Here is a 12418-nt window from a genome sequence, read left to right as displayed (position 1 = left end):
ATGAAAATGAAATATTTGCTGGCGGCATTATTGCCTCTGGCGGCCGCGACCAGCGCTTTTGCAGACGATGCGTCAAGCTCGGCAGACATGATTAAACGCGGTGCCTATCTGGCAACCGCGGCAGACTGTACCGCCTGTCACACGGCACCGAATGCGGCTAAGAACCAACAGTTTGGCGGCGGTTATCCGCTGGCATCGCCGTTTGGTGTGATTTATGGCACTAACATCTCCTCCGATAAGCAGTTTGGTATCGGCAACTGGACCGACGACGAGTTTGTACGTGCGGTGCGTGACGGCGTGGGTAAAGACGGACAGCAGCTGTATCCGGCGATGCCTTACGACTCATTCACCAAGATGAAACGTGATGACGTGTTGGCAATCAAGGCCTATTTGATGTCCTTACCGGGCGTTCATGCGGCACCGGCCAAGACTGACCTCTCCTTCCCGTTCAACCAGCGCTGGGGCATGACGTTCTGGAAATGGTTCAACTTTGATAAGGGCGAGCTGAAGAACGATCCGACCAAGAGCGATGACTGGAACCGTGGCCGTTATCTGGTCGATGCGATGGAGCACTGCGGCACTTGCCACACGCCACGTAACCTGACCATGGGCATGGACAACAGCAAAGCCTTCTCAGGCGGTGATCTGGGGTCATGGGTCGCGTTCAACATCACGCCAGACAAAAATGCAGGTATCGGTAACTGGTCGCAGCAAGACCTGGTCACTTACCTGAAGACCGGTGATGTAGCAGGCAAAGCCTCGGCTTCTGGCGCAATGGCTGAGGCAATTGAACACAGCCTGCAGCACCTGACCGACGGCGACCTGAACGCAATTGCCACCTACATTCGCTCCGTTCCGGCGATTGCAGATGACAAACAGACTCAGCCGCGTGATTCGTTCGGCAAACCGGCAACCGACGTGTTCGCTGACCGTGCTAACGCGGTTCCGTTTGACAAAACCGCGTCAGCGCTGTTCAACAGCAACTGTGCGGCCTGTCACGGCCAATCAGGTGGCGGTATCGGTAAGGGCTTCCACGCTTATCCGTCGCTGTTTAACCACACCAGCACCGGTGCAGCAGACAGCCGCAACATGGTTTCCGTGATCCTCGGCGGCGTTCAGCGCCACATGGACCAGGGTGAAGTCATGATGCCTTCATTTGCCAACCAGCTGAACGACGAACAGATTGCACAAATCAGCAACTACGTCAGCAACCAGTTCGGTAATCCGGCAGGTGCCACCGTCACGGCGAAAGAAGTGGCGAAAATGCGCAAAGCGGCAGACCTGACCTATCCACCGAAGATTGAAGACGGTACTCAGAAATAATTCAGGAAAAAATCAGGCTATATCCCTGAGAACTCTTTGAGAACCCGACAAAAGGCCGAACAGTGTTCGGCCTTTTTTATTCTCCACAGGCGGCCGTTACTCACCGAAACGAGCCACCAGCGTGGCATTGTCGATGGCATGCCCTTTAAGCCGCTCGAACAGCTGGTCATAGGTTAAGCCTTTCGGCAGCGCGTTCGGCGCTAAATCCGTGGCAATCAGCTGCACGATATAGTGATGCGAACCGGTGCCGACCGGTGGACAAGGCCCATTATAGTAGCCGTGTCCCATGGTATTCCTCCCGCCGACGAAGCCTTTACCCTCGCTTAACGCATCCTGAGCAAAGCCGGTTGCGGTGGCCGGAATACCGTAAGTCACCAGATGATTGACCCCAAGACCGTGATTGGCGTCGACGTCGCGAATCGTCAGCGTGAAGCTTTGGGTCCCCTTAGGTGCGTTCTGCCAGCTGAAGGCAGGAGAGAAATTGTCGCCGATACAGGCGGGATTAGCCTTGATGTTGCCGGCAAACTGCTTTGCCAATACGCCATTATCGGTAAAAGCAGGCGAACTCAGCGTAAACATTGGCGCAGGCGCTGCGCTAGCCATAGACGTCCATGCACAGAGTGCCAGTCCTGCCACCGTTTTATAGAACGAAATCGATTTAGCCATGTTTGACATCCTTGCTTGATAAAAAAGACACAAGAACAGTAAGGATAGCAAAGCGGTGCTTTCTCTCAGTTCAGGAAAGCTTTTTAATTGCAAAGAGATGTGAAAATTCTTGTTATAAGCGTTTTCGTTACTGCCCCTCCTCATTACCTGTTTAGGCAATAAAAAAGCGTCCTGTTAGCGCTCAGTTCCCTGAACGCTAACGGACGCCTTTTATTCACAAACTTGAACCGGGCCGCCGTTGGCGCGGTTTATACCCAAGGTCAATGCAGCTTATATGCCAAGATTTTCAGCCCCGCGATTACTCAGACAATCAATAAGTTAGCCTTAATGCAATCGGGGGGTGATGATTTTTTGCACTAAAAGTGACGCCGTTGCACAACAATATAGCCATTGAGAATAAAGCAACGCCCCGTGTCAGTCTCAGCCATTATCCCAGCACAATTCCCTTCGCCATCGTCACATGGCGATCGCACATGTGGTCAATAACGTCGGCATCATGGCTTACCAGAATCATCGTTAAATTCCCGGCCGCCTTCAGTTCATTAAGCAGATTGAGGATTTCTGCCTGCACCGACATGTCCAGCGCCGAGGTGGGCTCATCGAGCAACAGCAGTTTTGGCTTGAGCAACAGCGCACGAACAATGGCCACACGCTGGCGCTGACCGCCGGAGAGCTGGTGCGGATAACGATGAATTAACGCCGGATCCAGCCCCACCAGGCGGAAACCTTCCGCCACTTTTTGCTCAATATCCTGCTCTTTCAGCAGTTTTAGCGGCTCACTCAGCGTGCGTAAAAGTTTGTGCTTGGGATGCAGCGAAGCATACGGGTCCTGAAACACCATCTGTACCTCGCGACGCAATACGCCGGTAAACGGTTTGCCCGGCGTCAGGCGGTGGCCGAGCAGCGTCATGTCGCCCGTCCACTGCGTATTTAGCCCGGCAAGCACCCACAGCAGCGAGGATTTCCCGCAGCCAGACGGTCCGACCAACCCGAAACACTCTCCCTGATTGATGGTCAGGTCGACGTCATGAACCACCGTACGCACGTCATAACCTTGACGGTGAGAAACGCTGAGTTGATGCAGTTGGGCAATAATTTCTCTGCTCATGGCTGGCCCTCCTCCCCGCTGAGGCGCGCCAACAGCGCGCGGTCCAACACCGGCAGCATTTCGCCGCGCGTGGCTTTGCTCGGGCGGCACGACCACAGCGTATGAGTATAGGGGTGCGTCGCCTGCGCCAGCTGGCTCGAGGCAAGACGGTCAACAATTTGCCCTTTGTACATCACCATCACCTGTTCGGTATACTGAGAAACCTGTTGTAAATCATGGCTAATCAGCACCAGTCCCATATTGCGCTCGTCAACCAGACGCTCAATCAGTTTCAGCACCTGCTCGCGCATTTCATAGTCCAGCGCCGAGGTGGGTTCATCGGCCACCAGCCACTGCGGACGATTGATAAGCGCAATGGCCAGCATCACGCGCTGCCCCATACCGCCGGAAAGCTGATGCGGATAAAGCTTGCTGAGTTGCGCTGGATTAGGCAGGCCAACGGCGTTGAGCATGTCGAGGCGCTGTTCCTTGCGCTCACTGCGGCTGAAGCGCCCGTGCAGGCGCAGCGGTTCTTCAACCTGTTTGCCGATAGCCTGCGCCGGGTTGAGCGCGTGTTTCGGGTCCTGCATCACCATCGCAATGCGATTGCCGCGCAGCGGATTCCATTCACGCTCCTTCAGGCGGGTTAAATCCTGCCCACCGAGAGTCAGTTGGCTGGCCTGCATCTGACAAGGGCTTGGCAGCAGGCCCATCAGCGCCCGGGCGGTCATCGACTTGCCCGAGCCAGACTCGCCCACCAGCGCTACACGTTCCTGACCCACGCTGAATGAAATTGACTTCACCAGCTCGATAGGCTGAGGACCGGGAACGTAAACGGTCAAATCTTTCGCGATCAGCAGGTTTGAATCTGCGCCCGCCGCTTGCGGTGTGGTTGAATTAATTGCCATGACGGGTATCCATCTTGTCGCGCAGGCCATCGCCCAGTAGGTTAAACGCCAGACTGGCGAACAGAATGGCCCCGCCGGGTGCTGCAGCCACCCACCACTGGTCAAAGATAACTTTACTGCCTTCGGCGACCATCGACCCCCACTCGGCGGTCGGCGGCTGAATGCCCATCCCGAGGAAGCCAAGACCGGCGGAGGAAAGAATGATCCCGCCGAGGCTCAGCGCGGCGCGAACGACCGCACTCGGCATGCAGAGCGGCAAAATATGGCCAAACATCAGGCGAAAACCGCCAATCCCCTGCATACGCGCGGCGGCAAGATAGTCGCTACGACGCAGGGCAAGCGTCTCGGCGCGCGCCTGACGGGCAAACGGCGGCCAACTGGTGAAGGCCAGCGCCAACGCCCCATTCATCAAACCAGGCCCCAAAATCGCCACCAGCGCCAACGCCATCACCAGACTGGGCAACGACAGCACGATGTCGGTGAAGCGCATTAGAATACGTTCAACCCAGCCACCGAGATAACCGGCGCTGATGCCAATCAGTAAACCAAAGGGAATCGTCAGCAGCAAAATCAGCGACACCAGCAGCAGCGTCGGCCTCGCGCCATAAATCACCCGCGACAAGAGGTCGCGGCCAAAACCGTCGGTGCCGAGCCAATGCTGTGCCGATGGCGGCATGAGTCGGATTTCAATATGCTGAATATTCGGGTCGAAAGGGGCCAGCCAGGGTGCAAACAGCGCGGCCAGCAGCAAAATTACCGCCAGCACGGTGCCCACGGAAAGCGTGGTCACACGACGCGCGCCTCGGCCGGGTGCGACGCGAGCCAGCGCCGGTTGTTCAGGAGTCAGTGGAGTCATAAATAGGCTTACCGGGTTCGCGGATCGAGTAAATAGGTCAACGCATCGGCCAGCGCATTGAGCAGCACAAAGCTGCTGCCAATCAGCAACGTCGAGCCCAAAATGGCCGGCATATCGGCGGCAAACAGTGCGGTGGTCAGATAGCGGCCAACGCCTGGCCAGGCAAAGACCGTTTCAGTCAGCACCGCGCCTTCAAGCATGCTGGCGTAGGACAGGCTGAGCACGGTGATAAGCGTGCCGAAGACGTTGGGAAACACGTGACACAGCAACACCCGGACGCGCCCAGCGCCCTTCGAGCGTGCGAGGATCACATACTCTTTGTTGATTTCACCGAGCATCGAGGCGCGCAACAGACGGGTTATCCCCGCCATCGACAGCAGGCCCAGCACCGTTACCGGCAGCCACATGTGGCGGATAGCGTTGAAGAACATGTCGCGGTCGCCCGACAGCCAAGTATCAATCAGCACAAAGCCGGTGCGCGGCTCCATGGTATAGAGATAGGCGTCGTCGAGCCTGCCAGGGCCACCGGCCCAGTGCAGCACGGCGTAGAACAGCAGCAGTCCAAGCAGACTGAGCCAGAAGATAGGCACAGAATAGCCGAGCAGCGAGACAAGACGCACGATGTTATCAAGCCAGCTGCCGGGTTTATAGACCGACAGAAGCGCAAGGATAATGCCGAAAAATGCACCAAAAAGAATGGCGCAGGTCGCCAGTTCGATAGTCGCAGGGAACGTATGCATCAGGTCGCTGGAAACCGGCTGACCGGTCATGCTCGACATGCCCATATCGCCGTGAGCCAGATGCTCGAGGTAGCGCCAGAACTGGACTGGCATCGGCTGGTCGAGCCCCAAATCCTTGCGCACCTGCGCGTAGGTCGCTTCGCTGGCGTGATCGCCAGCAATCTGCATCGTCGGGTCAACCGGCGCAAGATGTGACAGCGCGAAGGTAAAGGCCAGCAGGCCAAGCAGGGTCAGCATTAAAGAAACAAGGCCGCCTAGCAGGCGGCCTGACCAACGCCAACCCTGTCGGAACAGACCGACAGGAGGAGTAGTTTGAATCATTACTTGGTGACCTTGCTGTAGAACACCATGTCAGGATTAATGCCCTGCACGTAGCCTTTGATGTTGTCGCGCACGGCAATCAGGCTGCGCGCCTGTAGGCCGATAACAAACGGTGAGTCTTTTTGTACGGCAAGCTGCAGCTGACGATAATCCGCTACACGTTTAGCCTTGTCGTTTTCGGCCGTCGCAGCAAGCGTCTGCTTGCTCAGCTGTGGAATACTCCAGTTTGCACGCCACGCCAGCGTCTTGCTGCCGTTTTCCGGATTGTAGGCAAAGGCAGAGGCGTTAGTGTTAGGGTCGAAGTAGTCAGGCCCCCACGAAGACAGCGTCGCGTCAAAGTCGTGTGACTGCACTTTCAGTGAAATCTGCGAACTCACGCCCGGCTCCAGCTTAACGTTGATGCCTGCCTGAGCAAAACTGGCCTGCAACGCCTGAGCAATATCCAGATACGGCGGCTGGTTGGTCACGGCGATGGTGAAGCTTACGTTTTTCAGCCCCGCCTTATCAAGAATCGCCTTGGCCTTGGCGGGATCAAACTTGTAAGGGTTGTCATTCAATGCGCCCAAATAACCGTCCGGAAGGAACGCCTGATGCACCTGGAACTGGCCTTTCAGCAGATCCTTGGCGATATGGTCGTAGTCAAACAGGTAGCGAGCCGCTTCCCAAAGTGCCGGGTTAGCTAACGCTGGGGAGGCTTTAGTATTGAAATACAAGAAGTACAGTGATGCATATGGCACAGCCAGCGGCTTAACGCCCGGCTTACCCTGCAGGCCAGCCATCTGATCCGCACCCAGGTTGCGCGCCATATCAGCATCGCCCTGCTCAATGAGCAGACGACGAGCGGCCGCATCAGGCACGTTTTTAATCAACACGGTCGGGATCTTCGGCGCGCCTTCCGGCGAGCTTGGGTTTGCCTGCAACACCAGCACCTGATGTGGAATATAGGTACGAATTTTGTAAGGGCCGCTGCCTGCGGAATGGTCGCTCAACCACTGGTGGCCGAGATCGTCACCCTTGGCGTTTTGCTCAACCAGTTTAGCGTCAATAATCGAAGAAACCGGCGCAGAGAGCAGACTCAACACAAAGCTCGGGCTGACGTTTTCAGTCCAGCTAATTTTCACGTGCTGTGCGTCTATCTTGGTCAGGAAACCGTCGACATTTTTTGCGTTCCAGCCTAGCTGGGTCAGGATGAAGGAGGGTTCAAGATTCAGCTTCACCACGCGAGACAGTGAGAAAACCACGTCGTCGGCGGTTAATGGATTACCGCTGGCGAAGGTCGCTTTCGGATCCAGGGTAAAGGTCAGGCTCTTGTTGTCACTTCCCGCCTGCCATGAGGTCGCCAGCGTTGGCTTCAAATCGATAGGATTAGTTGGGTCAGACTGCACCAGACGTTGGTAAACGTTGGTGAATGCCTGCACGGTAGTCAGTTCGAAGCCTTGAGCCGGGTCGAAGCTCGACGCATCATCAAGAGATTGTGCAATAACCAAAGTGTTGGCTGGCGTCGCCGCCTGTACGCTAAAAGAGGCAGCAATGGCTGCAAAAAGAACTGAAGGAATTATTTTTTTCATTGATTAACGCTCTTTTAAGTTAGCGAAGTTGCTAATGATTTTGGGAGTGTATGGCAGTTATGAAGCGACAATAAAGTCATTTGAGGTCTATGGTTATTCAAATTTTGCATAACGTGATGAGAATGGTTATATGTCGAGCAAAACGGGCATAATAGCCGCAAAAAGCCTGTGTCATCAGGGCTCAGGCAATACAAAGCGTTCATCTGCCTAACCCCACCTCAAGCAATATGGCTTATTTGCAGGAGGTGGGCACGGGATGGCCAAAGAGAGTTTTGCGGTTTTTAAGAAAGGTTTTTAGGGAACGCTGTGACTGACCCGAACCGAAGCCTTTTTGCCGGCGGTTCAAAGGCATTGACGCCGCAGGTCGTCGTCGCGGTGAGCACCTCGGGTTCTGCTCTCAGCAAGGTATCGGCGGGCACCGGCGCAGGGGCGAGGTTAACCTCCCCCATACCCAGATTATTAATTCCGTCCTCCCCGTTAGCAAGACGAGGCTCTCCGGCGTTGCTCATCAACGTATTCATACGCGCGTCCTGCCCCTTTTCATCCCTCAGCTGTCGATTTAATTCTATCAAAAGCTTAGATTTCAACTTCTCGCGTTCCCGAGGCGGCAACCGTCTAAACACCTGGTCCAGGCTGCCCCAGTCTGTCACCTTAATTTGTGAGACATCCGCATTGGCATCAAGCCCCAGCGTTTCAGGAGTCAGACTGTGCTGAGAGTGATCAGGATAGCGGAGAATAGGCAATGGGTTGTCGATTGAGCGCCTGTCGACCAGCCTGGTTTCAGCGCGAACGCTGGCGCGTCCAGTTTGCATGCCCGCCGCCAACTCGGGGATAACAAGTTGAGCTGTCCGGGGCTGGCGTTTGTCACAGTTATTTCTTAATCTACTGATCATCGCGGTCAATGACTGTGAGTTAACCTTACAGCGTTGGGAAAACTGCACCTTGCTTATCCCCAACGCGGTCAACCTTTGCTCATTATTCACCCAGGCAAGCTTGCTATTAATCAGCTTATTTCTGCAATCCAGTCTCAGAATGATGGCATCCATCACTTCCTGCTGTTCCTGCAGGCGTATTTCACGCAATAAATGCGACTCGTGAGTGTTAGGGGCATTATTTGGCTGCCGATACACAAGGCTCATCCGTGATGAAAGGGTGCCAATAAGGACCCCAGACAGGCGTTCAAACTGCCAGACGGTCAATCCGGCGCCCAGCAGACTCTGTTTATTTTTCTCCCAGGCCAGCGCGGTCTCTGACGGCTTACCCCTGCATTTTTCTTTGAGAATTATGCCTTCTGCAAGACTCTCCTGCGTCGGTGTAAGGTCTTTTCTGGCCTGGCGTTCCCGGCCAACACTCAAGCTAAGTGCCTTTAAAGTGATCCCACAGAAATAGGCAAAACTTGTCTGCAGGATCTCTTCTTTCTTAAATGATGGCTGATTATCCAGCCAGGCACAGGCACTTTTAGCGGATGAGTCCCGGCAGCCGGTTTTAACGGCTATGCTGTTAAGCAACTTTCGTTGCGTTTCTGTCAGTGACCGGGTGTGCTCCCGCTCTTTTTGTATCTTAATGAACAGGTGTCGGGCATTCACTTTACAGGCGTTAGCGAAGGCTTCCTGCCCGATGTTCATCTCTGACATCAGCCGCTGATTATCAACCCAGGCGTAAGCCGCCAGCGCAGGACTTCTCAGGCATGAAGTCGCCTTAATAATTTTGTCGATCTGCTCTTGCTGATGTGGCGTGAAACCAGGCTCTTTTGACGATGGCACATAATCAAGCATGTTCAAGTCAGTATTGATAGCATGGGTCTTCACACCACAGCGATGGCAAAATACCCTATTCGATACTCCAAGCTGCGTGAACAACTTTTTATTTGCGTACCAAACCTCGGAAGCCAGGTCAGCGATCCCTTCACACCCGGCGGTTTTAATGAGTTCATCTACTTGAGCCTTAATATTGCTATTAAGCCGATTCCAACCCCTTTTTTTTTCAGAAATAAAAGAGACCAGTGAATAAGGGTCAATGTCGCACCTGCTGGCAAATAATCGCACCTCTATATTATTATCTAACAACTGGGCTTTATTTTTCTCCCAGGCACCCTCGATTAGATTCAGGTTCCCCCTGCATCCTGTGGCGTCAATAATACTGTCGATAAGGCTCTGTTGTTCCTCTGAGAGTGGGAATTCCATCAGCTGTGACTTAATGTTCAGTTGGGAGATATTGGCGTTAAGTGTCTTCTTGTTTATCCCACTAAGTTCTGCCAGCGAAATTCTCGATATACATAATTCCTCAAATTTTTTCTGATTAAGCAAATAGACACGCGCTGTCTTAATACCACTCTTTCTGCATCCTGACTGTTTAATGAGGGTATTTACAAAATTGATTTGCTCATCACCGAGCCTTAGCTTTCCAGAGGAAAGCAAACCGTCAGGCCCCTGTGAACTGGTGACCTCAGTACTTTGGCTGACGCGGATAATATTGTTTAAAAATGGCTGAGGATCGGGCCTTGGCTGAGGCCTTAACAATGAAGAAGTGATTGATGTGCCGGGGTTCGGTAATATTGAAAAATCGCTCATTGGGCTTCATCCAGCACGTTATGAACTGACTCGAGTCGATGCCTTTTTACCGGCGGTTCAAAGGCATTGACGCCGTAGATAGTCGTCGCGGTGAGCACCTCGGGTTCCGTCTTGGGCTGACGCCCGGCGGCAAGCTCTTCCTGCCTGGCCTTTTCTATGCCAAACAGAGGATTGTAGTGGTCACCGTAATCAACAAAGTATTCTCCACCCACCGCAATATCGCGCGTAGTGATGTAGGCTATCAGCCGCGAATTAACCTGAACGGCGGCCACGTTGTTTTCGTCTAACTGCGGCTGAGCAGGCAATTTACCGGTGTTAATATTGCGCAGGATATTGCCGCTTTGAAAGGCATCAATGTTCAATTTCTCCGTTCGGGTTTGCCAACTGTGAGAATGGCCGTTGACCGTCCCTATTTGCCGCACCGTTTTCTGTGAAGCGGCGCTATCGAGCAGTAAACCCGCGTAAAATCCCAGCACCGTATTGGCGGGCACCGGCGCAGGGCCGGGGTTAAACACTCCCATACCCAGATTAATAATTTCATCCCCAGTGGCCGCAAGATGATGCGATCCGGCGTTGCTCATCAGCCTATTCATACGCGCGCTCTGCCCCTTTTCATCCATCAGCTGTCGGTGTAATTCTTTCAAAAGTTCTGCTTTCAACGTCTCGCGTTTCCGAACGGGTAAGCCCGTAAACACCTGCCACATGCTGCCCCAATGTGTCACCTTGATTTGTGTAACTTCGGCATGCGCATCAAGCCCCAGCGTTTCAAGCGTCAGACTATGCTGAGGATTATCAGGATGGCGAAGAATAGGCAGGGAGTTGTCAATTGACGGTCTGTCGACCAGCCTAGCTTCAGCACGAACGGTGGCGCGTAATTCGTTACCCAAGGCATCGAGAGTAATTTCCATGATCCCCAGGTTGGCGGCGCTTTCAGTTTTTATAACCAACGGCGGCGCTGGCGGTATAGATTGAGAGGCTGGGGGCGGGTGATTACCATTATTTCTTATTAACCTACTGACTGAAGAGGTCAATGACTGTGAGTTAATCTTGCAGCGGCGGGAGAACTGCGCTTTGCTTATCCCCAGCGCAGTGAACCTTTGCTCATTATTCACCCAGGCAAGCTTGCTGTTAATCAGCTTATTTTTGCAATCCAGTCTCAGAATGATGGCATCCATCACTTCCTGCTGTTCCTGCAGACGTTTTTCACGCAATAAACGCGACTCGGGAGTGTCAGGGTCTTTATTTCGCTGCCGATACATAGGGGTAATCCGTGATGAAAGGGTGCCGATAAGGACGCCAGACAGGCGTTCAAACTGCCAGACGGTCAATCCGGCGTCCAGCAGGCTCTGTTTATTTTTCTCCCAGGCCAGCGCGGTCTCTGACGGCTTACCCCTGCATTTTTCTTTGAGAATTATGCCTTCTGCAAAACTCTCCTGCGTCGGTGAAGGGTTCTTTCTGGCCTGTCGTTCCCGGGCAATGCTCCAGCCCAGTGTCTTTAAATTGATCCTACAGAAATCGGCAAAACTTGCCTGTGAAATGCCTTCTTTCTTTAGGAATTGCTGATTATCCAGCCAGGCACAGGCACTTTTAGCGGATGAGTCCTGGCAATCGGTTGTAACGGCTATGCTGTTAAGCAACTTTTCTTGCGTTTCTGTCAGTGGTCGGGTGCGCTCTCGCTCTTTTTGTATCTTAATGAACAGGTGTCGGGCATTCACTTTACAGGCGTTAGCGAAGGCTTCCTGCCCGATATTCATCTCTGACATCAACCGCTGATTATCAACCCAGGCGTAAGCCGCCAGCGCAGGGCTTCTCAGGCATAATGTCGCCTTAATAATTTTGTCGATCTGCTCTTGCTGTTGTGGCGTGAAATCAGGCTCTTTTGACGGCGGCACATAATCAAGCATATTCAGGTCGGTATTGATAGCAATGGTCTTCACACCCGTGCGAAAGCAAAATACCTTATTAGAAACCCTAAGCTTTTTAAACAGCGCTTTATTTTCATACCAAACTTCGGAAGCCAGGTCAGCGATCCCTTTACACCCGGCGGTTTTAATTAATTTCTCTAACTGATCCCTAGTGTTTTCAGGAAGCCGCTCCCAGTCCCTTTTTTTTTCAGAAATAAAACACATCAGTGAATGAGGGTTGACGCGGCACCTGCTGGCAAATAATCGCAGATCAATTTTATTTTTTAACAACAGATCTTTATTATTTTCCCAGGCAGCGGCGGTGAGAGTTAAATTACCCCTGCCCCCAGTGGCGTCAATGATCCTGTCGATAAGGCTCTGCTGTTCATTTGAGAATGGGAATTCCATCAGCCGTGAATCAATGGCAAGTTGAGAAATATTAGCGTAAAGCGTCTTCTTTTTTACCCCACTAAGT

At 53.2% G+C, this 12418-nt stretch carries 9 protein-coding genes; 1 reads left to right on the top strand and 8 read right to left on the bottom strand.

What is annotated here, in order from left to right:
• Nucleotides 1-1323 carry a c-type cytochrome gene (locus O1V65_RS06700; protein WP_017491203.1) on the top strand — a complete coding sequence of 441 codons (1323 nt, stop codon included), beginning with the start codon at nucleotides 1-3 and terminating at the stop codon, nucleotides 1321-1323.
• Between the two features lie 96 nt (nucleotides 1324-1419).
• Here the strand turns inward: O1V65_RS06700 and O1V65_RS06695 are convergent, their stop codons facing one another.
• From O1V65_RS06695 to O1V65_RS06660, 8 genes are all read right to left on the bottom strand, one after another.
• Nucleotides 1420-1989 (bottom strand): YbhB/YbcL family Raf kinase inhibitor-like protein, encoded by a 570-nt coding sequence (locus O1V65_RS06695; RefSeq protein WP_017491204.1) that lies wholly within the window; start codon nucleotides 1987-1989, stop codon nucleotides 1420-1422.
• A gap of 427 nt (nucleotides 1990-2416) precedes the next feature.
• Nucleotides 2417-3097 carry an ABC transporter ATP-binding protein gene (locus O1V65_RS06690; RefSeq protein ID WP_017491205.1) on the bottom strand — a complete coding sequence of 227 codons (681 nt, stop codon included), beginning with the start codon at nucleotides 3095-3097 and terminating at the stop codon, nucleotides 2417-2419.
• Nucleotides 3094-3984, bottom strand: coding sequence for an ABC transporter ATP-binding protein (locus tag O1V65_RS06685; protein WP_165429559.1), 891 nt, complete (start codon nucleotides 3982-3984; stop codon nucleotides 3094-3096). The genes O1V65_RS06690 and O1V65_RS06685 overlap by 4 nt, the downstream gene beginning before the upstream one ends.
• Nucleotides 3974-4840: an ABC transporter permease gene (locus O1V65_RS06680; RefSeq protein ID WP_017491207.1), complete on the bottom strand. Its 867-nt coding sequence runs from the start codon at nucleotides 4838-4840 to the stop codon at nucleotides 3974-3976. The genes O1V65_RS06685 and O1V65_RS06680 overlap by 11 nt, the downstream gene beginning before the upstream one ends.
• A gap of 8 nt (nucleotides 4841-4848) precedes the next feature.
• Nucleotides 4849-5901, bottom strand: a complete 1053-nt coding sequence (locus O1V65_RS06675; protein ID WP_017491208.1) for an ABC transporter permease — start codon at nucleotides 5899-5901, stop codon at nucleotides 4849-4851.
• Nucleotides 5901-7469: an ABC transporter substrate-binding protein gene (locus tag O1V65_RS06670; protein WP_017491209.1), complete on the bottom strand. Its 1569-nt coding sequence runs from the start codon at nucleotides 7467-7469 to the stop codon at nucleotides 5901-5903. Before O1V65_RS06670 ends, O1V65_RS06675 begins: the two co-directional genes overlap by 1 nt.
• Nucleotides 7470-7750: 281 nt before the next feature.
• Nucleotides 7751-10039 carry a hypothetical protein gene (locus tag O1V65_RS06665; protein ID WP_269130336.1) on the bottom strand — a complete coding sequence of 763 codons (2289 nt, stop codon included), beginning with the start codon at nucleotides 10037-10039 and terminating at the stop codon, nucleotides 7751-7753.
• Nucleotides 10036-11976: an SET domain-containing protein gene (locus O1V65_RS06660; RefSeq protein WP_269130335.1), complete on the bottom strand. Its 1941-nt coding sequence runs from the start codon at nucleotides 11974-11976 to the stop codon at nucleotides 10036-10038. Before O1V65_RS06660 ends, O1V65_RS06665 begins: the two co-directional genes overlap by 4 nt.
• Between the last annotated feature and the right edge of the window lie 442 nt (nucleotides 11977-12418).

It is taken from the genome of Rouxiella badensis, assembly GCF_026967515.2.
GTDB classification, from domain to species: Bacteria; Pseudomonadota; Gammaproteobacteria; order Enterobacterales; family Enterobacteriaceae; genus Rouxiella; species Rouxiella badensis.
This window is presented reverse-complemented; position numbering and strand designations above follow the sequence as displayed.

Excerpts from the sequence above, each read along its gene's own strand:
- O1V65_RS06700 (WP_017491203.1), top strand. The coding sequence starts at position 1 with ATGAAAATGAAATATTTGCTGGCGGCATTATTGCCTCTGGCGGCCGCG.
- O1V65_RS06695 (WP_017491204.1), bottom strand. The coding sequence starts at position 1,989 with ATGGCTAAATCGATTTCGTTCTATAAAACGGTGGCAGGACTGGCACTC.
- O1V65_RS06690 (WP_017491205.1), bottom strand. The coding sequence starts at position 3,097 with ATGAGCAGAGAAATTATTGCCCAACTGCATCAACTCAGCGTTTCTCAC.
- O1V65_RS06685 (WP_165429559.1), bottom strand. The coding sequence starts at position 3,984 with ATGGCAATTAATTCAACCACACCGCAAGCGGCGGGCGCAGATTCAAAC.
- O1V65_RS06680 (WP_017491207.1), bottom strand. The coding sequence starts at position 4,840 with ATGACTCCACTGACTCCTGAACAACCGGCGCTGGCTCGCGTCGCACCC.
- O1V65_RS06675 (WP_017491208.1), bottom strand. The coding sequence starts at position 5,901 with ATGATTCAAACTACTCCTCCTGTCGGTCTGTTCCGACAGGGTTGGCGT.
- O1V65_RS06670 (WP_017491209.1), bottom strand. The coding sequence starts at position 7,469 with ATGAAAAAAATAATTCCTTCAGTTCTTTTTGCAGCCATTGCTGCCTCT.
- O1V65_RS06665 (WP_269130336.1), bottom strand. The coding sequence starts at position 10,039 with ATGAGCGATTTTTCAATATTACCGAACCCCGGCACATCAATCACTTCT.